The organism is Labrenzia sp. 5N (assembly GCF_012395805.1).
GTDB classification, from domain to species: Bacteria; Pseudomonadota; Alphaproteobacteria; order Rhizobiales; family Stappiaceae; genus Roseibium; species Roseibium algicola.
The window spans coordinates 133,095-156,173 of record NZ_JAAZTM010000016.1; the positions used below are offsets into that span (position 1 = coordinate 133,095).

Annotated in this window: 19 protein-coding genes; all 19 read left to right on the forward strand. The window is 60.4% G+C overall.

The window, feature by feature from the left end:
* Positions 1-206 precede the first annotated feature (206 nt).
* The 19 genes from HEP89_RS16465 (at position 207) to recN (ending at position 23,062) form a co-directional block, all read left to right on the forward strand.
* Complete coding sequence (locus tag HEP89_RS16465; protein ID WP_168692530.1) at positions 207-674, forward strand: division/cell wall cluster transcriptional repressor MraZ; 468 nt, start codon at positions 207-209, stop codon at positions 672-674.
* Complete coding sequence (gene rsmH / locus HEP89_RS16470) at positions 671-1,711, forward strand: 16S rRNA (cytosine(1402)-N(4))-methyltransferase RsmH (RefSeq protein ID WP_168692531.1); 1,041 nt, start codon at positions 671-673, stop codon at positions 1,709-1,711. Before HEP89_RS16465 ends, rsmH begins: the two co-directional genes overlap by 4 nt.
* A gap of 1 nt (position 1,712) precedes the next feature.
* Entirely contained in the window at positions 1,713-2,066 is a 354-nt protein-coding gene (locus HEP89_RS16475) for a hypothetical protein (protein ID WP_023000486.1), read from the forward strand.
* Positions 2,067-2,076: 10 nt separating this feature from the next.
* Positions 2,077-3,789: a penicillin-binding protein 2 gene (locus HEP89_RS16480; protein WP_168692532.1), complete on the forward strand. Its 1,713-nt coding sequence runs from the start codon at positions 2,077-2,079 to the stop codon at positions 3,787-3,789.
* Positions 3,790-3,890: 101 nt separating this feature from the next.
* Complete coding sequence (locus HEP89_RS16485) at positions 3,891-5,360, forward strand: UDP-N-acetylmuramoyl-L-alanyl-D-glutamate--2,6-diaminopimelate ligase (RefSeq protein ID WP_062488123.1); 1,470 nt, start codon at positions 3,891-3,893, stop codon at positions 5,358-5,360.
* Positions 5,357-6,787, forward strand: coding sequence for a UDP-N-acetylmuramoylalanyl-D-glutamyl-2,6-diaminopimelate--D-alanyl-D-alanine ligase (locus tag HEP89_RS16490; protein ID WP_168692533.1), 1,431 nt, complete (start codon positions 5,357-5,359; stop codon positions 6,785-6,787). The genes HEP89_RS16485 and HEP89_RS16490 overlap by 4 nt, the downstream gene beginning before the upstream one ends.
* A 10-nt stretch (positions 6,788-6,797) precedes the next feature.
* The gene (gene mraY / locus HEP89_RS16495) at positions 6,798-7,883 is read left to right on the forward strand and encodes a phospho-N-acetylmuramoyl-pentapeptide-transferase (protein WP_023000490.1); all 1,086 of its coding nucleotides are present in this window, start codon (positions 6,798-6,800) and stop codon (positions 7,881-7,883) included.
* A 4-nt stretch (positions 7,884-7,887) separates the two neighbouring features.
* Positions 7,888-9,288: a UDP-N-acetylmuramoyl-L-alanine--D-glutamate ligase gene (murD, locus tag HEP89_RS16500; RefSeq protein ID WP_168692534.1), complete on the forward strand. Its 1,401-nt coding sequence runs from the start codon at positions 7,888-7,890 to the stop codon at positions 9,286-9,288.
* 1 nt (position 9,289) lies between these two features.
* On the forward strand, positions 9,290-10,447 hold the full coding sequence (ftsW, locus tag HEP89_RS16505; RefSeq protein ID WP_023000492.1) for a putative lipid II flippase FtsW: 1,158 nt from the start codon (positions 9,290-9,292) through the stop codon (positions 10,445-10,447).
* Between the two features lie 17 nt (positions 10,448-10,464).
* Positions 10,465-11,571, forward strand: coding sequence for an undecaprenyldiphospho-muramoylpentapeptide beta-N-acetylglucosaminyltransferase (murG, locus tag HEP89_RS16510; protein ID WP_077292348.1), 1,107 nt, complete (start codon positions 10,465-10,467; stop codon positions 11,569-11,571).
* Positions 11,568-12,968 (forward strand): UDP-N-acetylmuramate--L-alanine ligase, encoded by a 1,401-nt coding sequence (gene murC, locus HEP89_RS16515; protein ID WP_023000494.1) that lies wholly within the window; start codon positions 11,568-11,570, stop codon positions 12,966-12,968. The genes murG and murC overlap by 4 nt, the downstream gene beginning before the upstream one ends.
* A gap of 12 nt (positions 12,969-12,980) precedes the next feature.
* On the forward strand, positions 12,981-13,952 hold the full coding sequence (gene murB, locus HEP89_RS16520; RefSeq protein ID WP_168692535.1) for a UDP-N-acetylmuramate dehydrogenase: 972 nt from the start codon (positions 12,981-12,983) through the stop codon (positions 13,950-13,952).
* On the forward strand, positions 13,952-14,878 hold the full coding sequence (locus HEP89_RS16525) for a D-alanine--D-alanine ligase (RefSeq protein ID WP_023000496.1): 927 nt from the start codon (positions 13,952-13,954) through the stop codon (positions 14,876-14,878). Before murB ends, HEP89_RS16525 begins: the two co-directional genes overlap by 1 nt.
* A gap of 23 nt (positions 14,879-14,901) precedes the next feature.
* On the forward strand, positions 14,902-15,780 hold the full coding sequence (locus tag HEP89_RS16530) for a cell division protein FtsQ/DivIB (protein WP_208993490.1): 879 nt from the start codon (positions 14,902-14,904) through the stop codon (positions 15,778-15,780).
* A gap of 32 nt (positions 15,781-15,812) precedes the next feature.
* Positions 15,813-17,099, forward strand: a complete 1,287-nt coding sequence (gene ftsA, locus HEP89_RS16535; RefSeq protein ID WP_031269119.1) for a cell division protein FtsA — start codon at positions 15,813-15,815, stop codon at positions 17,097-17,099.
* Between the two features lie 115 nt (positions 17,100-17,214).
* The gene (gene ftsZ / locus HEP89_RS16540) at positions 17,215-18,993 is read left to right on the forward strand and encodes a cell division protein FtsZ (protein WP_077292350.1); all 1,779 of its coding nucleotides are present in this window, start codon (positions 17,215-17,217) and stop codon (positions 18,991-18,993) included.
* A gap of 257 nt (positions 18,994-19,250) precedes the next feature.
* Complete coding sequence (gene lpxC, locus HEP89_RS16545; RefSeq protein WP_168692536.1) at positions 19,251-20,195, forward strand: UDP-3-O-acyl-N-acetylglucosamine deacetylase; 945 nt, start codon at positions 19,251-19,253, stop codon at positions 20,193-20,195.
* Positions 20,196-20,423: 228 nt separating this feature from the next.
* The gene (locus HEP89_RS16550; RefSeq protein WP_051990129.1) at positions 20,424-21,272 is read left to right on the forward strand and encodes an outer membrane protein assembly factor BamD; all 849 of its coding nucleotides are present in this window, start codon (positions 20,424-20,426) and stop codon (positions 21,270-21,272) included.
* A gap of 122 nt (positions 21,273-21,394) precedes the next feature.
* Positions 21,395-23,062 carry a DNA repair protein RecN gene (gene recN / locus HEP89_RS16555; protein WP_168692537.1) on the forward strand — a complete coding sequence of 556 codons (1,668 nt, stop codon included), beginning with the start codon at positions 21,395-21,397 and terminating at the stop codon, positions 23,060-23,062.
* Positions 23,063-23,079 lie beyond the last annotated feature (17 nt).

Here is a 23,079-nt window from a genome sequence, read left to right on the forward strand (position 1 = left end):
ATTGACCGCCCATGATTTCCCATGGTATCCCATAAATACCCAGAATGGGGAGCGCGGGCCCATCTCAGTAGGGTCATGGACATCGATTTAACGGTTCTGAAAGTGCCGTTTTTGCAAATTGCGTGTCCGGGCAAGTTGCCGGCCTTCCTCTCATTTACGGGTGAACTTGGGATTTGAACGGGTGGGGACCCGTTTCGAGGGGATGAATGGCCGGCTTTGTTTCTCACTTTACCAACCGGCTGGATGCCAAGGGTCGCGTGTCGATCCCGGCGCCCTTCCGTACGGTATTGGCGAGAGATGGATTTGAAGGCCTTTATTGCATTGCTTCTTCACACTGCGCGGCTGTCGACGCGGGCGGAAACGATCTGCTTGCTGAAATCAACAAGCGCTCGGAAGCCTTTGCAAAGCTCTCTCCCGATCATGATGCACTGGCGATCGCCCTGTTCGGTGCCAGTGAAAACCCGAGGATCGACGGGGATGGCCGCATGACCATTTCCGACATGATCCGCGAACACACCGGAATTACCAACCAGGTCACCTTCGTCGGCATGAATTACAAGTTCCAGATCTGGGAACCTGAAAAGTTTCGCGAGTACCGCGCAGAGGCCCAACGGCGTGCGCTCGCGATGCTGTCGGGGCAAAGCTCCGCATCCTCTCAGGGAGAGCCGGTATGATGGCGCTCGGCGACAGAGACGTTGCTCCTGACGCTGGCGGACCCGAGCGCCATGTGCCGGTTCTCCTGAAAGAGGTTCTGGAGTGGCTTGCACCGCAGCCCGGCGAAGTGATTGTCGACGGTACTTTCGGTGCCGGAGGTTATTCCCGCGCAATTCTGGAGCGTGGTGCCCATGTGATCGGTATCGACCGGGATCCGGACGCGATTGCCGGCGGGCAGGAGCTTGTGAAAGCTTCCGAAGGCCGGTTGATGCTCGTGCCGGGTCAATTTGCGGGTCTTGAAACGCATGTCCGCGGTTGCGGTTTTGATGGTGTCGACGGTGTGGTTCTCGATCTCGGCGTTTCTTCCATGCAGCTTGATGAGGCTGATCGCGGCTTTTCATTCCTGCGCGATGGGCCGTTGGACATGCGTATGGAGCAGGCCGGGCCATCGGCTGCGGATGTCGTCAATGAGCTGCCAGTGAAGGATCTGATCCGCGTCATCGGTCTGTTGGGCGAGGAAAAGCGGGCGACGACAGTTGCGCACGCCATCGACAGGGCCCGCAAGGAAAAGCCATTCACCCGGACCCTGGAGCTGGCGAACCTGATCGAAAAGGTGCTTGGCCGGTCACCCAAGAAGGCTCAGATCCATCCGGCAACGCGAACCTTCCAGGCGCTGCGGATCTATGTGAACGGCGAGTTGCATCAGGCGGCTGAAGCGCTGGGCGCGGCCGAGCGGATTCTGAAGCCGGGCGGACGCCTTGTGCTGGTGAGTTTCCATTCCCTCGAAGACCGTATCGTCAAGCGGTTCTTCCAGGATCGGACCCGGACCCGCGGTGGCGGATCACGACATATGCCGGAGGAAGACGTGCCTCCGGCGACATTCGAATTGTTGACGCGCAAGGCGGTGGAAGCTGCCGACGCTGAAACTGACATCAATCCGCGGGCAAGATCCGCGAAGCTTCGGGCCGGGCGGCGGACCGAAGCTGAGGCGCGAGAGCTGGACATCCATCAGGCGGGTGTCCCACGTCTCGCAGCCTTCCATGGGCTAGGGGGCTAATATGGTTCGAACGCTGAACATCGTGTTCATACTGGCGGTCGTGATCGGCGCGGCGACTGTCTATGACATGAAGCTCGCAGCGACGAAGTCTGCGGAAAAGGTTGCCGATCTGAAGCGGCAGATCGATGAGGAGCGCGACTCCATTCGTCATCTGAAGGCGGAGTGGAGCCTTCTCAACAAGCCGGACCGGCTGCAATCCCTTGTCGAACGCTATAACGATTATCTTCTTCTTGAACCGCTTGATGTGAAGCAGATCGTGACAACGGAAGATCTCCCGGCGCGTCCTGTGATGCTGGAGCCAATCGGTGGCAGTCAGATGGGCGGCTATGCCGGCTCGTCTGCTGTGATCCAGTGAGGGCGCGGTCATGACGATGGTTAGTGAACCGGCCAGCTTCCTTCAGGTAAGACGTGCTCATCCGCGGGCGACAAGGGACTCCGTCTCCGCCAGCGCGGTCAAATCCCGTGTCTATGTGGCCATGCTTGCCTTTGCCTGCGTCTATGTTGCGATCGCGGGCCGGCTGGTCATGCTGGCGCAAATGGAAGAGGCGCCGTCCCATGCCTGGATTTCGGCGCAGGATTCCGTTGCCGCCTCCCGTCCGGACCTGATCGACAGGAACGGCGAGATCCTTGCTACCGACATCAAGACGGCTTCGCTTTACGCTGAACCGCGCCGCATCATGGATGTGGACGAGGCGGTCGAGGGGTTGATCCGTATCGTGCCGGATCTGAACGAGGGTCTCGTGCGTCGCCGCCTGGAAAGCGGCGCCGGCTTCGTCTGGCTTAAGCGTGAAATGACACCGCAGCAGGCCGAAAGAGTACACAATCTCGGCCTGCCGGGTATCGGATTCCTTTCGGAAAATCAGCGTTTCTATCCGGGTGGGCCGACCGCGGGCCATATCGTTGGTTCCGTCAACGTCGACAATCAGGGCCTCGCCGGGATCGAAAAATACATCGATGACTCCTGGTTGAGGGACCTTCAATCGCTTGGCTTTACGTCCGACCGTACGATGGAGCCGGTGAAGCTGTCCGTCGACCTGCGCGTGCAGCATGTTGTGCGCGATGAGCTCGTGAAGGCGATGGAACGCTACAAGGCGATCGCCGCGGCCGGTATCGTTCTGGATGCGAAGACCGGCGAAGTGGTCGCCATGTCCTCCCTGCCGGACTACGACCCGAACGACCGGGCCCAGGCCCTGGAAAAAGACCGCCTGAACCGGGCAACCGGTGGTGTCTTTGAAATGGGATCGGTCTTCAAGACCTTCACCACCGCAATGGCACTGGATTCGGGGGCTGTTTCGATCAATGACAGCTTCGATGCAACCCGTCCGATCAGGGCCGGCGGCCGTACGATTTCGGATTTCCACGGGAAACACCGCATCCTGTCGGTGCCTGAAATCTTCATCTATTCATCCAACATCGGCACCGCAAAAATGATGCTGGCGACCGGGATTGCGCGCCAGCAGGACTTCCTGAAGCGCCTGCACCTGACGGACCGTCTGCAGACCGAGTTGCCGGAAAATGCAGCGCCGCTGTTGCCGCCGAAATGGAACGAGCTGGCGGCGATGACCATCTCGTTCGGGCACGGTATCTCGGTAACGCCGATGCAGACCGCCGTTGCCGCCGCAGCGCTGGTGAATGGTGGCGTCCTGCTTCCGCCAACCTTCCTGCCGAGAAGCCCCGAAGACGTGCAAAAGCTTGGCAAACAAGTTGTTTCTCCGGAAACGAGCCGCATGATGCGTTATCTTTTCAGGCTGAACGTGCTCTCCGGTTCGGGCCGCCGGGCCGATGTCCCAGGGTACACGGTCGGTGGCAAGACGGGCACCGCGGAGAAGATCGAGAACGGTCGATATGTCAACAACAAGCGCCGCAACTCGTTCCTGTCGGCTTTCCCGATGGACGACCCGCGCTACGTGGTTCTGGTCGTTATCGACGAGCCGAAACCGGAACGCGACGGCATTGGTGCGACGGCTGGTCTGAACGCTGCGCCGATGGTTGGCGCAATCGTTCGCCGCTCGGCTCCCATGCTTGGTGTGATGCCGCGGTTCAGCAAAGGGGATGAACCAATCGAGATTTCCTATTAAGGAGACGAGTTGAGCTTTGAAAACCGGCGGGGTCGCAGCCGAAATCCGGTTTTCCGAAAAAGCTCATTAATGACGACGCACAAACCGGATGATCGGGTGAGATGGATCTTGAGTATTTAGCTGCCGGGCTGACCTTGCCCGAAGCGGCAGAGGCTCGGAAAATTACGGGGCTGACGGCTGATAGCCGCAAGGTTCAGCCGGGCTTCTTGTTTGCCGCCTTCAAGGGGGCTTCCGTCGACGGGACAAAATTCGCCCCGGACGCAGCAGCGGCCGGGGCAATTGCCATTCTGTGTGCTGAAGAGGCCGCAGATGCAGTGCGTGCACAGGTGCCGAACACGGTTGCCGTTGTAAGTGCCGCAGAGCCTCGTCAGGTTTTTGCAAGAATGGCGGCCCGTTTCTACGGAGCTCAACCCGACACTATCGTTGCCGTAACCGGAACTGCGGGCAAGACATCCGTTGCTCATTTCGCCCGTCAGATTTTCCAGTCTGCAGGCCATCCTGCCGCAAGTCTTGGTACACTGGGCGTTATCAAGCCGGATGGGGAAAGCTACGGCGGCCTGACAACGCCGGACCCGGTTGCCTTGCACAAGCAGTTGGCGGAGCTGGAAGAAGAAGGTGTCAATCACGCGGCGCTTGAGGCCTCTTCGCACGGTCTCGATCAGTACCGGCTGGACGGTGTTCGGCTGACGGCGGCCGCCTTCACCAATCTTGGCCGCGATCACATGGATTATCATCCGACGATCGAGCATTACCTGAATGCAAAACTTCGCCTGTTCAAAGAGTTGCTTCCGTCAGGCGGCACAGTGGTCTGCGATCCGGGTGAGAAATATGCTGACAGGGTCATGGCGGTCGCGCAGGAGCGAGGATTGCCGCTCTTCACGGTCGGAGAAACCGGCCGGAACCTCACCCTGACCGGCCTGAAGCCGATGGGGGCAGGGCAGGAACTGACGATCCAGAGTGCGCGCGGCGAATACAAGGTGACGCTGCCCCTGATCGGTCGCTTCCAGGTTTCCAACGCACTCATTGCTGCCGGTCTCGCGATTGCCGCTGGCATCGACACGGGAACTGCCTTGCGGGCCCTTGAAAACCTGAAGGGGGCTCCGGGCCGTCTTGAACTTGCCGGCAAGACGCCAGCAGGCGGGCTGGTTTTTGTCGATTACGCCCACAAGCCGGACGCGCTTGATAACGCCCTTGCGGCTTTGAAGCCGTTTGCCCGTGGCAAGCTGTCCGTGATCATCGGCGCCGGTGGCGACAGGGACCCCGGAAAACGCGAGCTGATGGGGGAAGTCGCGGCTCGCAGGGCCGATCTGGTTATCGTCACGGACGACAACCCGCGCTCGGAAGACCCGGCGACCATTCGCAAGGCGGTGTTGGGTGGCGCTCCCGATGCAATGGAGATTGGCGACCGGTATGAAGCGATCGCAGAGGGAGTTCGCCGCCTAAAGGATGGCGATATCCTGTGTGTGGCCGGAAAAGGTCACGAAACGGGCCAGATTGTTGGCGACACAGTGATTCCCTTTTCCGATCACGAAGCCGTAAAGCGCGCCATCAGTCTTGAAGGAAACACATGAGCGACCCGCTTTGGACCCTTGATGCCTTTGTTGAAGCCGCCGGTGGCCGCCTTCAGGGTGATGCTGGCGCTGAAATTACCGGTATATCCATAGACAGCCGGACGCTGGAGCCGGGTGATGCATTCGTCGCGATCACCGGCGACCGTCTGGACGGGCATGATTATGTCGCCGCTGCACTGGAAGCCGGTGCATCTGTGGCGCTGGTCGGCGAGGATCGCTTGTCCGACCTGCCCGAAGATGGCCGCTACGTGGTGGTGGACGACCCGCTTGAAGCCATGCGCAAGCTCGGTGTTGCAGCGCGGGCTCGCAGCAACGCCCGCATTGTCGCGGTCACCGGTTCTGTCGGCAAGACCGGCACGAAGGAAGCGCTGCGCCTGACACTGACAGAATCCGGCAAGGTTCATGCCTCGGTTGCCTCTTTCAACAACCATTGGGGCGTACCGCTGACATTGGCACGCATGCCCGCCGATACGGATTTCGGTGTCTTCGAGATCGGCATGAACCATGCGGGCGAAATCTCGCCGCTGGTAAAGATGGTGCGCCCGCACGTGGTGATCATCACCACTGTTCAGCCGGTACACCTGGAATTCTTCGACAGCGTCGAGCAGATAGCCAAGGCAAAGGCCGAAATTTTCGACGGACTGGAGCCTGGTGGAATTGCGATCCTGAACAAGGACAATCTGCAATTTGACCTGCTGAAGTTTCTGGCTGCTGCTGCCGGTGTTTCCAAGATCCAAACATTTGGCGAAGACCCTTCGGCAGACAGCCATCTCCAGAAGGCCGTTTCCTATCCGGCCGGATCGAGTGTCGACGCCAGCATTCTGGGCCAGGAAATCACCTACAAGATCGGGGCGTCGGGCAAACACCACGTCAAGAACAGCCTCGCGGTTCTGACCGCGGTCGTGGATCTGGGGGCGGATCTTGCAAAAGCAGGACTGGCACTCGATTCCATGCGCGCACCCAAGGGGCGCGGCGAGGTGACCCGACTGCCCATGCAGAAGGGCGAGTTCAATCTGATCGACGAGAGCTACAACGCCAATCCCGCCTCTATGAAGGCAGCACTTGCCGTGCTGGGTGAAGCGCCTGTCACAAGGCCGGGGCGCCGTATTGCCGTCATTGGAGACATGCGCGAACTGGGGACCGATGCCGACCGTTTGCACGCGGAGTTGCTCCAGCCGATTACCGACGCCGATATCGACGCGGTCTATTGCGCGGGCCCGCACATGCATGCGCTCTGGAAGCTGCTGCCGCATGACCTGCGCGGACACTACTGCGAAGAAGCAAAAGATCTGGAAGACGTGCTTTTGGGCGACGTCCGTTCCGGTGATGTTGTTATGATCAAGGGATCGCTCGGAACCCGGATGGGCCCGCTTGTCGAGGCCTTGAAAAAAGAATATCCGCCTGCGGACGACACCGCAGCGGCGTAAGGGGCATTGGATGTTTTATTTCTTGGGGCAATTCGCGGATCAGATTTCAGCGCTGAACGTGTTCCGTTACATCACTTTCCGAACCGGTGGCGCGATCATGACCGCGCTGTTTTTCGTTTTCCTGTTCGGACCGAAAATCATCGCCAGTCTTCGGATCCGGCAAGGGCATGGGCAGCCGATCCGCGCCGACGGACCTGAAAGTCATCTCCTGACCAAGAAAGGCACGCCCACCATGGGCGGGTTGATGATCCTGTCGGGGGCCCTGGTCGCGGCATTGCTATGGTCGGATCTTTCCAACCCTTACGTCTGGGTGGTCATCGGCGTCACCCTCGGGTTCGGCGGCATTGGCTTTTATGATGACTACCTGAAGGTCACCAAGTCCTCGCACAAGGGATTTGGCGGCAAGGCCCGGTTGGGCCTGGAGTTCCTGATCGCGGGCGGCGCGGCCTTCGCGGTTACCCTTCTGGATGTGTCCGAATACTCGGAAGCGATCACTTTTCCCTTCATCAAGGATCTGACGCTCAATCTCGGTCTTTTCTTCATTCCCTTCGCGGCCTTCGTGATGGTTGGCGCGGGGAACGCGGTCAACCTGACCGACGGTCTCGATGGTCTGGCAATCGTACCGGTGATGATCGCCTGCGCTTCCTTCGGCCTGATTGCCTATCTTTCCGGTAATGCGGTTTTTGCCAGCTATCTCCAGATCCACCACGTTGCCGGCACCGGTGAACTTGCCGTCATCTGCGGTGCCGTGATTGGCGCGGGTCTCGGCTTCCTGTGGTTCAACGCCCCTCCGGCCGCCATCTTCATGGGTGACACCGGATCACTTGCTCTCGGCGGCATGATCGGCGCGATCGCGGTTGCCACCAAGCACGAGATTGTTCTGGCCATCATTGGAGGCCTCTTCGTGCTCGAAGCCGTGTCGGTCATCGTGCAGGTGTTCTCCTTCAAGTTGACCGGCAAGCGGGTCTTCCGCATGGCGCCGATCCACCATCATTTCGAGATCATGGGCTGGACCGAAAGCCAGGTGGTGATCCGCTTCTGGATCATTTCCGTCGTGCTTGCCCTGCTCGGCCTCGCAACCTTGAAGCTGAGGTAGGCGCATGATCCCGGTCACCACATTCGACGGCAGAAAGGTTGCCCTGTTCGGGCTCGGCGGGTCCGGGCTTGCAACGGCGCGCGCGCTGAGGGCTGGCGGTGCGGATGTGGTCTGTTTCGACGACAACGAAGCCCGGGTCGCACAAGCTGCCGGCGAGGGGCTTGCAACGCAAGACCTTCGGGACCTTGACTGGTCGGACGTTGCCGCACTGGTTCTTGCTCCCGGTGTGCCGCTGACCCATCCGGTGCCGCACTGGTCCGTGGAGCTGGCGCGTGATGCGGGCGTCGAGATTGTCGGCGATGTCGAGCTTTTCTGCCGTGAGCGGCGCAAACAATGCCCGTCCGCGCCGCTGATTGCTATTACCGGTACCAATGGCAAGTCGACGACCACGGCCCTGATCGCGCATCTCCTGAAGGCCCTCGGCCGGGACGTGCAACTCGGCGGTAACATCGGGACGCCGGTTCTGGAGCTGGATCCTCCGCAACCCGGTCGGCATTATGTAGTGGAGTGCTCTTCCTACCAGATCGATTTGGCGCCGAACTTGGATGCAACGGTCGGCATTCACATGAACCTGTCACCGGATCATCTCGATCGTCACGGGTCCATGGAAAACTACGCCGCTATCAAGGAGCGGCTTGTTGCCGGTGCCAAGGTCGCGGTGGTGGGAGTTGACGACCGGTTGTCCTCAGCAATTGCCGACAGGCTTGAACTTGCACGCAAGCCCGTGTGCCGGATCGCTGGTGAGAAGGAACTCACCAACGGTATCTACGCTCGCCACGGACGACTGATCGAGGCGCATGACGGTAGCCAGATCGAAGTAGCCCTGCTTGGCGGGATCGACAGCCTCCGCGGTGACCACAACGGCCAGAATGCGGCGGCTGCCTTCGCGGCTCTGCGTGCGCTGGAAATTCCGGCAGCGCAGATCGCAGAGGCCCTCAAGACCTTCCCGGGACTTCATCACCGCATGGAAGTGGTGGAGAAGAAGGGCCGGGTTCTCTATATCAACGATTCCAAGGCCACCAACGCTGACGCTGCGGCCAGAGCATTGGCAAGTTTCGACCGGATCTACTGGATCGCGGGCGGTCGGGCCAAGGCGGGCGGTATCTCCTCGCTAGACGAATATTTCCCGAAGATCGCCAAGACTTTCCTGATCGGAGAGGCGGCTCAGGATTTCGCCAAGACGCTGGATGGCCGCGTGCCCTTCAAGATCAGCGGAACGCTGACCCAGGCCGTGCAGGACGCCGCTGCCGAGGCGGCAGAGGACGGTGCCGCGGAAATCGCCATACTTTTGTCGCCCGCCTGTGCGAGCTTCGACCAATTCCCGAATTTTGAACTGCGGGGCGCTGCTTTTGTAGATGCGGTGCGTGCCTTGCCCAATTCCGGCAATACCCAGGAGGTCGCCTGATATGGTTTCGCGCGCCGATCGCAGCCGCTTTGCGGAATGGCTCTGGACAGTGGACCACTATCTGCTTGCCGCCTTCAGCCTGCTGATGGTTGGCGGTGTGGTGCTTTCGTTTGCAGCCAGTCCGCCGGTTGCCGAACGCATCGGCGTTGAAACCTTCTATTTCGTCAAGCGACAGGCCATGTTCCTGATCCCGGCCCTGACGATCATGCTCGCCGGCTCGCTGATGACGCCGCGCATGGTCCGGCGAGCGGCACTCATCCTGTTCATCGTGTCACTACTGATGATGGTCGCGACGCTGTTCCTGGGGTTTGAGGCCAAGGGTGCGCGGCGCTGGATCTATATCGCCGGCTTGTCGATACAGCCGTCCGAATTCCTGAAGCCTGCCTTCGTGATCCTGATCGCTTTCCTTCTGTCGGAAAGCGGCCGCCGGCGCGAGGTGCCTGGAGTGCTCTTCGCCTTTGTACTCTTTGCGGTTTGCGCGGCTCTCCTGATCGCCCAGCCGGACTTCGGTCAGACCATGCTGCTCGGCCTGGTCTGGGCAGGGCTGTTCTTTCTGAACGGGATTTCCTGGCTCATCATCATGGCGCTTGGCGTCATCGGGATCGTTGGCCTGTTTGCCGCCTATGCCTTCCTGCCGCACGTGACCAACCGCGTGGACCGGTTCCTCGACCCGAGCTCCGGCGACACCTTCCAGATCGATACGGCCAAGGATTCATTTCTTGCAGGTGGGTGGCTGGGCCGTGGTCCGGGGGAGGGCACCGTCAAGCGGATCCTGCCGGACAGCCACACAGACTTCATCTTCGCCGTTGTTGGCGAGGAGTTCGGCGTAATCGCCTGTCTGCTGCTTGTCTCCGTCTTTGCATTCATCGTCTTGAGAGGCCTGCGTCACGCCAGCCGTGATCAGGATGCCTTCAGTCGTCTTGCCACAGCAGGCCTGACCGTGCTGTTCGGTCTGCAGGCCACGATCAATCTCGCGGTGAACCTTCACCTCATTCCGTCCAAGGGCATGACCCTGCCTTTCGTTTCCTACGGCGGGTCGTCGCTCTTGTCGTCCGCCATGACCGCTGGTGCCATTCTGGCGCTCACGCGCAGGCGGCCGCAGCCGTCGCGCGGTGATGTCGTCACGGTGAGCCGGCTTTCACCCTCTTCCCTGATGTAAGGCCCCATGCCGCACTCATGAGCAAAACTGTTTTACTGACGGCCGGCGGAACGGGCGGCCACCTCTTCCCCGCACAGGCGCTGGCCAGCGAGTTGATCCGGCGCGGCTGGACCGTGGAACTAGCAACCGACGAACGGGCCGACAAATACGGCAGCGCCTTTCCCGCTCGCAAGGTTCACATCATCGCTTCGGAGACCATCCGGGGGCGCAATCCCTTCCTGCTGGCGAAGACCGCAGTGAAACTGTTTCTTGGAACGCTGCAGGCACGCAAGGTGATCAAGGCCTTGAAACCGGATGTCGTGGCCGGGTTTGGTGGTTATCCGACGTTTCCGCCGATGTATGCTGCCCGGCTCACGGGCACGCCCTCCATCCTGCACGAAGCAAACGGCGTCATGGGGCGGGCGAACCGCCTGTTGGCGAAGGGCGTGACCGCCATTGCCACAAGCGTGCCGATCGAAGATCTGCCGGCGGATTTCAAGGCCAAGCTGACTGAAACGGGCAACCCTGTTCGGGACGCCGTCCTCGCGGCTGCGGAGTTGCCCTACTCGGCACCGCTCACTGGGGGAACGTTCAACCTGTTGGTCTTCGGCGGATCCCAGGGCGCGCGCTTCTTTTCCGATCTGTTGCCGCCGGCGCTTGAAAAACTGCCTGCCGACATCCGCGCCCGTTTGCGGATCGTGCAGCAGTGCCGACCGGAGGACATGGAGCGGGTACAGGCGGTTTACGACAGTCTGGGCGTTCAGGCCGAATGCGCGCCGTTCTTCCAGGACATGCCACAGCGGATTGCCCAGGCGCATCTGGTGATCTGCCGGTCCGGTGCGTCGTCGGTCAGCGAGCTCAGTGTGCTTGGCCGTCCCTCCATCCTGGTACCGTTGCCCGGAGCCATTGATCAGGACCAGGCTGCCAATGCCAAGGTGCTTGAAAAAGCAGGTGGGGCCTGGCCGATCCGTCAGGTCGACCTTTATCCGGAGCGGTTGGCCCAGGAAATCACCCGATTCATGAATGCACCCGAAATGCTGGGCGAAGCAGCGCAAAAGGCGCGCAGCGTCGCCAGGCCTGACGCGGTGAAAAGACTTGCCGACCTCGTCGAGAAGGTCGCAGCAAAACAAGGAGAACGGCCATGAAGATGCCGCAGGACATCGGACCGGTTCATTTTGTCGGCATCGGCGGTATCGGCATGAGCGGGATTGCCGAAGTGCTGAAGACCCTCGGCTACACGGTACAAGGCTCGGACATGGCGGAAAACGCCAATGTTCAGCGACTTCGTGACAACGGCATCAAGGTTTCCATTGGCCATGCCGCAGAAAACCTGGGCGATGCCGAGGTGCTGGTCGTGTCTTCCGCCATCAAGAAGGACAACCCGGAACTGGTCGCGGCCCGCGAAAAGCTGATCCCTGTGGTGCGACGGGCGGAAATGCTGGCCGAGCTGATGCGCTTCAAGCAGGCGATCGCCGTTGGCGGCACACACGGCAAGACCACGACCACGTCGATGGTTGCCGCACTTCTCGATGCCGGCGGTCTGGATCCGACGGTGATCAACGGCGGTATCATCAATGCCTATGGCACCAATGCCCGCATGGGCGAGGGTGACTGGATGGTTGTCGAGGCAGACGAGAGCGACGGCACCTTCGTCAAGCTGCCGGCTGATGTCGCCATCGTCACAAACATCGATCCGGAGCATCTGGATCACTACGGCGACTTCGCCGGCGTACGCGCTGCCTTCCGGCAGTTCGTTGAAAATGTACCCTTCTACGGCTTTGCCGTCATGTGTCTCGACCATCCCGAAGTCCAGACGATGATCGGGACCATCGAAGACCGGCGTGTCGTCACCTATGGCGCCAATCCGCAGGCCGACGTTCGCTACACCGATGTGTCGATGGATGGTGGCAAGTCGATCTTCTCCGTGACCCTTCGTGACCGCCGCAGCGGGCAGGTAATCGAACTGAATGACCTGACGCTGCCCATGCCGGGCCTTCACAACGTTTCGAATGCCACCGCGGCAATCGCGGTTGCCTCACAGCTTGGTGTCGAGGCGGACGATCTCAGAAAAGGCATTGCCGCCTTCGGCGGGGTCAAGCGGCGCTTCACGCACACCGGTACGGTGGGCGGCGTTCAGATATTCGACGATTACGGCCACCACCCAGTTGAAATCAAGGCCGTGCTCCATGCGGCGCGCGAGTCGACAAAAGGCAAGGTAATCGCGGTGATGCAGCCGCATCGCTATTCGCGCCTGCACAGCCTGTTCGATGATTTCTCGAACTGCTTCAACGATGCGGACGCGGTGATTATCGCTCCTGTCTACGCCGCGGGGGAGCAGCCGATCGAGGGAGCGGCACATACCGATCTCGTCTCGGGCATGAAGACCCGCGGTCACAGGAACGTTCGGGCGATCGAGGGCCCGGAAGAGCTGCCGGCGCTTGTCAAGGAACTGGCCGAGCCGGGCGACTTCGTGGTTTGCCTCGGGGCCGGCAACATCACCCAGTGGGCATACGCGCTGCCGAAACAGCTGGAAGAGCTTTAAGGAGGACGTCACATGGCGTTTCCCGATCTGCTGGAGCAGTATCCGGAGCTTGCCGAAGGTATCGGCGGCAAGCTGACGGCCAACCAGCCACTGTCTGCGGTCACGTGGTTCCGCACTGGTGGTCCCGCGCAGTTGATGTTCCAGCCGGCGGATGAAGACGACCTTGCTGCCTTCCTGAAAAAGCTTCCGAAAGATGTTCCGGTGCTGCCGGTAGGGCTGGGTTCCAACCTGCTGATCCGTGACGGCGGCCTGAAGGGCGTTGTCATTCGCCTGAGTGCAAAGGGCTTCGGTTCCATCGAGGAAGTCGGCGACAACAGGTTGAGGGCAGGGGCGGCCGTACCGGACAAGCGTCTGGCGGAGGCTGCGGCCAAGGCCGGTCTCGGCGGTTTTGCGTTTTACACAGGTATTCCTGGCGGTCTGGGCGGTGCGCTGCGCATGAATGCGGGCGCTCACGGCACGGAAACCCGCGAGCGCATGGTGGAGCTGACCGCGGTCGACCGGGACGGTAACCGCCACGTTCTGACGAATGAGGACATGGGCTATGCCTATCGCCACTCGGAGGCTTCGAAAGACCTGATCTTTACCTCCGCCGTCTTTGAAGCCGTGCCGCAGGACGAAGCCTCGATCCGGCAGGAAATGGCCGACGTTGTCGCCCACCGTGAACGGGCGCAACCGATCCGTGAAAAGACCGGCGGATCCACCTTCAAGAACCCGCCCGGAACGTCGGCATGGAAAGAGGTCGACGCGGCAGGCTGCCGTGGCCTGACCGTCGGTGGAGCGCAAATGTCCGAAATGCATTGCAACTTCATGATCAATACCGGAACGGCCACCGGACATGATCTCGAACTGCTGGGGGAAACCGTGCGCGCGCGCGTGCTGGCGCACAGCGGTATCCGCCTGGAGTGGGAGATCAAGCGCCTGGGTGAATTCGGTGCACAGGGGGCTATAGAGCCATTTCTGGGCAAGGAAGGGGAGGCTGCCTGATGGCAAGCAAACATGTCGCTGTTCTGATGGGGGGCTGGGTTAACGAGCGTCCTGTAAGCCTCGCCAGCGGCAAGGGCTGCGCCGATGCGCTGGAAGAAGCCGGCTACCGGGTCACCAGGGTCGATGTTGACCGCAATATTTCCGCTGTTCTCAAAGATTTGAAGCCCGATGTGGTCTTTAACGCTCTTCACGGTCCCTTCGGCGAGGATGGCTGCGTTCAGGGAATATTAGAAGTTCTTAACATCCCGTACACACATTCCGGTGTGCTCGCCTCAAGCCTTGCAATGAACAAGGTGAAGGCAAAAGCGGTGATGAATGCAGCCGGAATTCCGGTCACGGAACACCTTGTTGTCAACCGCCGGGAGATCACCCGCGAGCATCCGATGAAGCCGCCATATGTGCTGAAACCCATCAACGAGGGATCGAGCTTCGGAGTGCTGATTGTCAAGGAAGATCAAGAGTTTCCGCCACAGGAACTGGGGCGGGAGGACTGGCCTTACCCTGACGTTCTGATGTGCGAAAAGTTCATCAGCGGGCGGGAGCTGACCTGTGCCGTCATGGATGATACGGCCCTGGGCGTCATCGACATAGTGCCGTTGGGTCACGGCTTCTACGATTACGACGCAAAATATGCACAAGGCGGTTCAAAACACATTCTTCCTGCAAAAATTTCACCGATTGTTTACCAAACCATAGAGACACTAGCAGTTAAGGCGCATCAGGCTCTGGGTTGCCGCGGTGTTTCCCGCGCCGACTTCCGATTCGATGAAAAGGAAGACGGATCCGGAGAGCTGATTTGCCTAGAAGTGAACACGCAGCCAGGCATGACGCCGACTTCTCTTGTACCCGAAATGGCGGCCCACAAGGGGATGAGTTTCAAGGACCTGGTCAGCTGGATGGTTGAGGACGCGAGTTGCTGTCGATAAGGCGCAAACATTACCGGGACGCTATGACCCCGCTGGAGGCTGAACTGGCTCCGCGCGGGCGCGGTGTGCCGCGTTTGCACCGCCAGCCGGTGTGGCGTTCGGCCGGGCGCCTGGCAGATCTGCCACGCTGGTCGGGATCTGCTGCTGCGCTGACTTTCTTAACCTTAACAATTGGTTATGGAATAGTCATAGGGGGGCACGGCCGGCTTGTTGCCGACAGTCTCCTGTCCGCTGCTGGTTTCGGCATCGAGGCCGTCAAGCTGTCCGGCCAGCGTGAAATCAACGAGTTCCAGATCCTGGAAGCGCTGGAAATTCACGAGGGTTCCTCGCTCGCCCTGTTTGACGCCAATAGCGCTCGCGAGCGTCTTAACGAGATGGCCTGGGTGAAGAGCGCTTCGGTGATGAAGCTCTATCCGAGCACGCTGCAGATCAACATCGAGGAACGCGTGCCCTATGCGCTGTGGCAGCGCGGCGACATGGTCTCGATCGTAAACGAATCAGGTGACGTGATCACCGACGAGGTGGACGGGCGTTATGCCAATCTGCTGCTTGTCGTGAACCACGGTGCTCAGCGCCGGGCATCCGAGATCAACACCTCGCTGGAGAAGGTCCCGGGCCTGCGTCCGCGCGTGCGCGCGGCGTTCCTAATCAGCGATCGCCGCTGGGACCTGCAGCTTGAGAACGGGATTTCGATCCGCTTGCCCCAAGACAACATCGACGCCGCCTTGGCAGATCTGGTGAAAATGGATGAAGAAAGCGGGCTTCTGTCCCGGGATATCGTTGCCATCGACATGCGTCTGGCAGACCGCGTGACCGTGCGCCTCTCCGACGAGGCTGCCGAACAGCGCAAGGTCATGACGGGCGGCAAGGGCCGCTCAGGCAAAAAGGAGCGTGACACGTGAGCCGCTCCGACAACAACCTCTACCTGCCGAAGATGCGGCCGCTGCCGAGCCGTCGTGCCGTCATCATGTCGGTTCTGGACGTGGGCTCCACGAAGGTCTGCTGCCTGATCGCCAAACTGGTGCCGCAGGAAGAAAAGGCAATTCTTTCCAGCCGCTCCCACAAAGTGGAAGTGCTGGGGTACGGTTATCAGCGCTCGCGCGGGATCAAGTCCGGCGTCGTTGTCGACATGGATGCTGCCGAACAGGCCATCCGTCTGGCAGTCGACAGTGCCGAGCGCATGGCCGGCGTGACGGTCGAGTCGCTGATCGCAAACATCAGCTGCGGACGCCTGCAGAGCGAGATCTACAGCGCCAACGTTCCGCTGGCAGGCGACAGCGTGTCTGAAGCCGATATCCAGCGGGTGCTTTCCGCCGGCTCCAGCCACTCGGTGACCGACGGCCGGGCCGTCACACACGCCTTGCCGATCTCCTATTCGCTGGACGGCAGCCGCGGCATCCGCGATCCGCGTGGCATGATGGGCCACAAGCTGGGCGTCGACATGCAGGTCGTGACGGCGGAAGTTCCGCCTGTGCGCAATCTGGAACTGTGCATCAACCGCGGTCACCTTCATGTGGAAACCATGGTGGCGACGCCGTTTGCCAGTGGCCTGTCCACCATCGTGGATGACGAAGCCGAGCTTGGCGTCGCCTGCATCGACATGGGCGGCGGCACGACGACATTGTCGGTCTTTGTCGATGGCCACATGGTGCACCTGGATGCGATTGCCGTTGGTGGCAATCACGTCACCACCGATATCGCCCGCGCTTTTGCAACCCGTCTGCAGGATGCGGAGCGTTTGAAAACTCTTTACGGCTCGCCGCTGGCGTCCAGCTCGGACGATCGTGACATGCTCACTGTGCCGCCGCTGGAAAGCGACAGCGACCTGCCGAACCAGATCCCACGCTCGGCGTTGACCCGGGTTATCCGGCCGCGCGTGGAAGAAATCCTTGAACTCGTGAGGGATCGGCTTACGGCGTCCGGCTTTGCCGGGCGTGTCGGTAAGCAGATCGTTCTGACCGGGGGCGCAAGTCAGCTCACGGGTCTTGGAGAAGTTGCGCGTCACATCCTGGGGCGCAACGTCCGTCTTGGCCGGCCTCTAGGCGTCGCCGGTCTTCCCGAGGCTGCCAAAGGTCCGGCTTTTGCCGCCGCTGTCGGTCTCTTGATTTATCCGCAGGTCGCTCAGATCGAACAGTTCGAACACAAGAACCGGAGATCAGGGTGGGGCGGGCAATCTGGTTACCTGGCCCGCGTGGGCCAATGGATCAGGGAAAGCTTCTGACGACATGAGCCAAGAAGACGACATCCAGGAAGTTGAGCTGCCAGAAATGGCAGAGGAGATTAGGGAAGAAGAGGCTACTCCCGTACCGGGGGCGCCAGTGGGTCGCGAGGATAATATGACCATCAACCTGAAGATGCCCGACATTCAGGAGCTGAAGCCACGCATTACGGTCTTCGGCGTCGGCGGCGCGGGCGGAAACGCCGTCAATAACATGATCACTGCAGGTCTCCAGGGCTGCGACTTCGTCGTTGCCAACACGGATGCCCAGGCACTGGCCATGAACCATTCAGACAGGCTCGTCCAGATGGGCGTGGCCGTGACTGAAGGTCTTGGCGCAGGCTCCCAGCCGGAAGTCGGCTGCGCAGCTGCCGAGGAAGTGATCGACGAAATCAACGATCACCTGTCCGGATCGCACATGGTGTTCATCACCGCCGGCATGGGCGGTGGTACCGGCACCGGTGCCGCACCCGTTATCGCACGGGCGGCACGCGAGCAGGGTATACTGACGGTAGGTGTGGTGACCAAACCGTTCCAGTTCGAAGGCGCTCGCCGTATGCGGATCGCCGATTCCGGTATCGAGGAACTGCAGCGGAGTGTCGACACACTGATCGTCATTCCGAACCAGAACCTGTTCCGGATTGCAAATGCCCAGACCACCTTCGCCGACGCATTCGCGATGGCCGACCAGGTGCTTTACTCGGGCGTTGCCTGCATCACCGACCTGATGGTGAAGGAAGGTCTCATCAACCTCGACTTCGCCGACGTTCGCTCCGTGATGCGCGGCATGGGCAAGGCCATGATGGGCACCGGCGAAGCCAGCGGTGAAAAGCGTGCACAGCAGGCAGCGGAAGCTGCCATTGCCAACCCGCTGCTCGACGAATCCTCGATGAAGGGCGCAAGAGGCCTGCTCATCTCCATTACGGGCGGCAACGACCTGACGCTGTTCGAAGTGGATGAAGCGGCTACCCGCATCCGCGAGGAAGTTGACGCCGACGCCAACATCATTCTGGGCGCGACCTTCGACGAGACGCTGGATGGTCTCATCCGCGTGTCCGTCGTTGCAACCGGCATTGACAGGGAGGAAGGCCTTGCGGCCAACACGTTTCCCGGAACAGCATCTCAGCCTGTAAAGGCGGAAGCTCCGGCAGCAAGCCGGACGCCGGAAATCAACACTCAGCGCCCGGCCGCTTTGGCTGAAAAGGCTCACGCCGAAAATGCCGCTGCCAAGGCCGTTGCCAATCTGGAACGGGAACTTGCCATTCCGGATCCGCAGCCGGTCGCCGTTGCAAGCGATCCGGCTGTCGAGATCAAGAAGGTGCAGCCGGCAGCAGGTTCGCTTGCAGCCAAGCCGCAGATGCTCGACATCGAAGACGAAGCCCGGGCACCTGTTGCAGAAGACATGCCGGTCAGCCAGCCTTACATTCCGCCGGTTGCCGCCGAGCATAACCCTGCACCGCGCATGCCGCGGGTGGAGGATTTCCCGCCGATCGCTCAGCGTGAAATCCAGGCAAAGCAGCAGACTGCAAATGTAGCCCAGCCTCAGCAGGCCGTTGCCCAGCAGCGTCCTCAGCAGCCTGCTCCGGCACAGAGCTATGAAGAGCACGTCGAAGACGACCGCCGCCCGATGGGGCTGCTGCGTCGCCTTGCAAGCGGCCTTGGCCGTCATCACGAAGAAGATCAGGAACATGACATGGCTGCCGCACCGGTTGCCCGTCCTGCTCCGCAGATGCAGCCGGCCCAGCAGGCCGCCCCGCGTGCGCCCCAGCAACGTCCCGCAGCCCATGGCGCTGCAGGCCAGCTGGACAACACCGGGCGGGCAACGCCGAAGCCGGTAACTGCAACAGAAGACGAACAGTTGGAAATTCCGGCGTTTCTTCGCCGCCAGGCCAACTGATTCGAGACCCGATCATCTTCCCTGATCGTTACAGCCCGGAGTTCACGCTCCGGGCTGTTTCCGTAACGGAACAAATTCTCGTTTTAATTCAGTGATTTGAAAGCCTGTGAATCGTTACAAATCGTAATAAAGCTTTATTTCGCCCAATTGGGGTTCGGGACTATGTTCCCAGCCAACGCGGGATCGTTAAAAGTCCGTAACCCTTTAAGGGCAAATAGAGGGCTTGTTTCCGCCGCAAACCGGAAGGGCAGGGTTTTATGACCGCATATGTTGACCGACAGACGACGCTAGCCGATCAGGTGACCCTGACCGGGATTGGCGTTCATTCGGGCAAACCCGCGTCGATCACTCTCGTACCGGCCGAAGCTGGTGTGGGGATTGTGTTCACCCGCACCGACCAGGAAAACTCCACCGAAGTTCCGGCACTCTGGAACAAGGTATCCGCAACAGCACTTTGCACCGTTCTCAGCGATCCTTCCAGTGAAGGTGTCGCGACCGTTGAACATCTCATGGCAGCTCTTTTCGGCATGGGTGTCGACAACCTGATCGTAGAAATCGACGGTCCGGAAATGCCGGTCATGGACGGCAGCAGCGTTGCGTTTGTCGAAGCAATCGAGCAGATCGGCCTGAAACGCCTGGACCGGGGACGCCGGTACCTGAAGGTGAAGAAGACCGTTCGTGTCGACAACGGCACGGCATGGTGCGAGCTGCACCCCTACAACGGCACCAAGTTCGATATCACCATCGACTTCGACACGCCGCTGATCGGTCGCCAGCAGTTCTCTTCCGACATCACCCCGGACGTGTTCCGTGACGAGCTTTCCCGTGCGCGCACGTTCGGCTACGTGAAGGATGTCGAGCAGCTTTGGAAGATGGGCTTTGCCCTGGGTTCGTCGCTGGAAAATTCCGTGGCGATTGCCGAGGACAAGGTTCTCAATCCGGAAGGCACCCGCTGGCCGGACGAGTTTGCACGTCACAAGGCGCTGGACGCGGTTGGCGACCTGGCTCTTGCCGGTCTGCCGATCCTTGGTCTCTACCGCTCCTACAAGGGCGGGCACAAGATGAACCACGCGATCCTGGTCAAGCTGTTTGAAGATCCGAGCGCGTTCGAAATCGTCGAGTCGCCTGCATTCCGCAAGGTCGGCCAGGTCGACAAGGGCGGTATCGCAGCCGCAGCTGCTTTCGGGCCTGACGTCTCCTGATATAATTTTGATCGGCCGCTTTGATGAAGCGGCCGTTTTCTTTTCGGCGGAATTCGGAACCTATTTGGACCGGTTGCCATAAAATTGCTCAAAAAAACCGTCAGATGGCCGATGAGGACGTGACGGGGACCGGTGATTTCCGCTAAACACTCCTGTCGATAAATTTGCAAGGCCGCATGACATGGGCCTTAGGGGCCGGAAAGGTCCGGGAGTATAGGCGTGAACGGAATGGATACTGGTTCTGAAGTGAACAGAGCCAAACACATGAAAACCTTCCTGAGATTGGCCGTTCTGGCTGTACCGCTTGCGCTTGCCGCATGCGGTGGCAAGGACGATCTCGATGAGCTGGCACTGAACGATACGCCGCCGGAAGTTCTGTTCAACGAAGGCCTGTCCCTGCGCGCGCAAGGCAAACTGCGCGATTCGACCCAGAAATTCGAAGAGCTCGACAAGCTCTATCCCTATTCTGAATACTCCAAGAAGTCGCTGGTGAACCTGGCGTTCCTGAACTACTCGCGCGGCAAGTACACGGAAACCGTAACTGCGGCGAAGCGGTTCGTGACGCTCTATCCGGGGGACGAGGATTCAGCCTACATGCTGTATCTCGCCGGTCAGGCCTATTTCCGCCAGATGCCGGACATTACCCGCGACCAGGCCGTGACCCGGAAGGCAGCCGGTGCGTTCAACGAGCTGATCCAGCGCTTCCCGGAATCGGAATATGTGCCGGATGCCGAAAGCAAGCTGCGCATCGTGCATGACCAGCTTGGCGGCAAGGAAATGCAGGTCGGTCGCTTCTACCTGAAGAAGCGCAACTACATCGCGGGGATCAACCGCTTCAAGACGGTTGTCGTCGATTACCAGACCACGCGGCATGTGGAAGAAGCTCTGTTCCGCCTGACCGAAGCCTACTACGCGCTCGGTGTCGTCAACGAAGCGCAGACGGCCGCAGCCGTGCTCGGGCACAACTACCCGGACAGCCAGTGGTACAAGGATGCCTATTCGCTGCTCAACAAGGGTGGGTACGAGCCTTCCGAAGACAGCGGCAGCTGGATCAGCCGCGCCTTCAAGAGCATCTGACGCCTGGTTTAATCCCGAAATGGCTTCAGCCTCGCAAATGAGGTTGAAAAGGCCCAAACAGGCTCTTTCAAGACGCTTCGGTCCTCCTATATGGTGGGCCGAACTTTAAGGAGCATCCCTTCATGCTGGTCGCGCTGTCTATCCGTGACATCGTTCTGATCGACCGTCTTGACCTCGAATTTGCCGCCGGCATGTCGGTTCTCACCGGCGAAACCGGTGCGGGCAAATCCATCCTTCTCGACTCCCTGTCGCTGGCACTCGGCGCGCGTGGTGATGCCGATCTCGTGCGGCATGGCGAGGCGCAAGGACAGGTGACGGCTGTCTTTGATGTGGCGGCGGATCATCCCGTTCGCATGTTCCTGCGCGAGAACGATGTCGATGACGATGGCGACATCATCCTGCGCCGTATCCAGACGTCAGACGGCCGCACCCGGGCCTTCGTCAACGATCAACCCGTCAGTGCAGGACTGCTGCGCCAGGCGGGCGCGCTGCTGGTGGAAATCCACGGACAGCACGATGACCGTGCCCTGGTTGACCCGGAAAGCCACCGGGCTCTCATTGATGTTTTCGGAGGGCTGACGGCCGAAGCCGAGGCCGTAGCACAGGCCTTTGCCACCTATCGCGCTGCCGACAAGGCGGTGACAGATCACGAGAAACGTATAGAAGCCGCGCGCAACGAGGCTGATTTCCTGCGTGCTGCCGTCGATGAACTGTCAGCCCTCAAGCCGGAAACCGGCGAAGAGGAGCAACTGGCGGCCCGGCGGACGGACATGATGGCGGTCGAGAAGATTGCCGGTGATCTGAACGAAGCCTTTGAAACCTTGAACGGCACTGCGTCGCCTATCCCGGAACTGGCCAGCTTGCTGCGACGTCTGGAACGCAAGGCCGACCAGGTGCCCAATCTTCTAGGCCAGCCCGTCCGCACACTTGCCGAGGCGATGGATCTTCTGGAAGAAACGCGCGGCGGACTGGAAAGCGCGCTGCGTGAGACCGAGTATGATCCGCGCGAACTGGAAGCTGTCGAAGAGCGGCTGTTTGCGCTTCGTGCTGCCTCCCGCAAGTTCTCGGTGCCGGTTGACGAGCTGTCCGCCCTGTGTGCCCGCATGAGCGGCGATCTGGCCGATCTCGATGCCGGTGAAGACAAGTTGGCGGCGCTGGTGAGTGCTGCTGGAAAAGCCCGTGCCGAATACGACAAGAAGGCAGCCAGCCTCTCGGACAAGCGGCGAAAGACAGCCAAGGCACTGGAAAAGGCTGTTGAAATGGAGTTGCCCGACCTCAAGCTGGAGCGGGCAAAATTCATCGTCGAAGTGGAAAGCAATCCGGAAAGCCGCAGCCGTTCGGGCATCGATCAGCTGGAGTTCCATGTCCAGACGAACCCAGGCACGAAGCCGGGGCCAATGATGAAGGTCGCGTCCGGTGGCGAGCTTTCCCGTTTTCTCTTGGCCCTGAAGGTGTCTCTCGCCGACAAGGGCTCGGCCCCGACGCTGGTTTTTGACGAGATCGACACAGGGGTGGGCGGAGCAGTGGCCGAGGCCATTGGTCTGCGTCTGGCACGACTTGCCGGCAGCGTTCAAGTTTTGACGGTTACCCACGCCCCGCAGGTGGCAGCTCGCGCTGCAGGGCATTTCCTGATCGCCAAGGAAGCGACCAGGAAGGACCGGGTGGCAACACGCGTTCAGCGTATTGATGAAGACCACCGCAGCGAGGAAATCGCCCGGATGCTTGCCGGCAGCGTTATCACGGAAGAAGCCCGTGCCGCAGCGCGCAGGCTGCTGACGGCTGCGGAATAGGAAATAGGATCCGTCGC

Excerpts from the sequence above, each read along its gene's own strand:
- HEP89_RS16465 (WP_168692530.1), top strand. The coding sequence starts at position 207 with ATGGCCGGCTTTGTTTCTCACTTTACCAACCGGCTGGATGCCAAGGGT.
- rsmH (WP_168692531.1), top strand. The coding sequence starts at position 671 with ATGATGGCGCTCGGCGACAGAGACGTTGCTCCTGACGCTGGCGGACCC.
- HEP89_RS16475 (WP_023000486.1), top strand. The coding sequence starts at position 1,713 with ATGGTTCGAACGCTGAACATCGTGTTCATACTGGCGGTCGTGATCGGC.
- HEP89_RS16480 (WP_168692532.1), top strand. The coding sequence starts at position 2,077 with ATGACGATGGTTAGTGAACCGGCCAGCTTCCTTCAGGTAAGACGTGCT.
- HEP89_RS16485 (WP_062488123.1), top strand. The coding sequence starts at position 3,891 with ATGGATCTTGAGTATTTAGCTGCCGGGCTGACCTTGCCCGAAGCGGCA.
- HEP89_RS16490 (WP_168692533.1), top strand. The coding sequence starts at position 5,357 with ATGAGCGACCCGCTTTGGACCCTTGATGCCTTTGTTGAAGCCGCCGGT.
- mraY (WP_023000490.1), top strand. The coding sequence starts at position 6,798 with ATGTTTTATTTCTTGGGGCAATTCGCGGATCAGATTTCAGCGCTGAAC.
- murD (WP_168692534.1), top strand. The coding sequence starts at position 7,888 with ATGATCCCGGTCACCACATTCGACGGCAGAAAGGTTGCCCTGTTCGGG.
- ftsW (WP_023000492.1), top strand. The coding sequence starts at position 9,290 with ATGGTTTCGCGCGCCGATCGCAGCCGCTTTGCGGAATGGCTCTGGACA.
- murG (WP_077292348.1), top strand. The coding sequence starts at position 10,465 with ATGAGCAAAACTGTTTTACTGACGGCCGGCGGAACGGGCGGCCACCTC.
- murC (WP_023000494.1), top strand. The coding sequence starts at position 11,568 with ATGAAGATGCCGCAGGACATCGGACCGGTTCATTTTGTCGGCATCGGC.
- murB (WP_168692535.1), top strand. The coding sequence starts at position 12,981 with ATGGCGTTTCCCGATCTGCTGGAGCAGTATCCGGAGCTTGCCGAAGGT.
- HEP89_RS16525 (WP_023000496.1), top strand. The coding sequence starts at position 13,952 with ATGGCAAGCAAACATGTCGCTGTTCTGATGGGGGGCTGGGTTAACGAG.
- HEP89_RS16530 (WP_208993490.1), top strand. The coding sequence starts at position 14,902 with ATGACCCCGCTGGAGGCTGAACTGGCTCCGCGCGGGCGCGGTGTGCCG.
- ftsA (WP_031269119.1), top strand. The coding sequence starts at position 15,813 with ATGCGGCCGCTGCCGAGCCGTCGTGCCGTCATCATGTCGGTTCTGGAC.
- ftsZ (WP_077292350.1), top strand. The coding sequence starts at position 17,215 with ATGACCATCAACCTGAAGATGCCCGACATTCAGGAGCTGAAGCCACGC.
- lpxC (WP_168692536.1), top strand. The coding sequence starts at position 19,251 with ATGACCGCATATGTTGACCGACAGACGACGCTAGCCGATCAGGTGACC.
- HEP89_RS16550 (WP_051990129.1), top strand. The coding sequence starts at position 20,424 with ATGGATACTGGTTCTGAAGTGAACAGAGCCAAACACATGAAAACCTTC.
- recN (WP_168692537.1), top strand. The coding sequence starts at position 21,395 with ATGCTGGTCGCGCTGTCTATCCGTGACATCGTTCTGATCGACCGTCTT.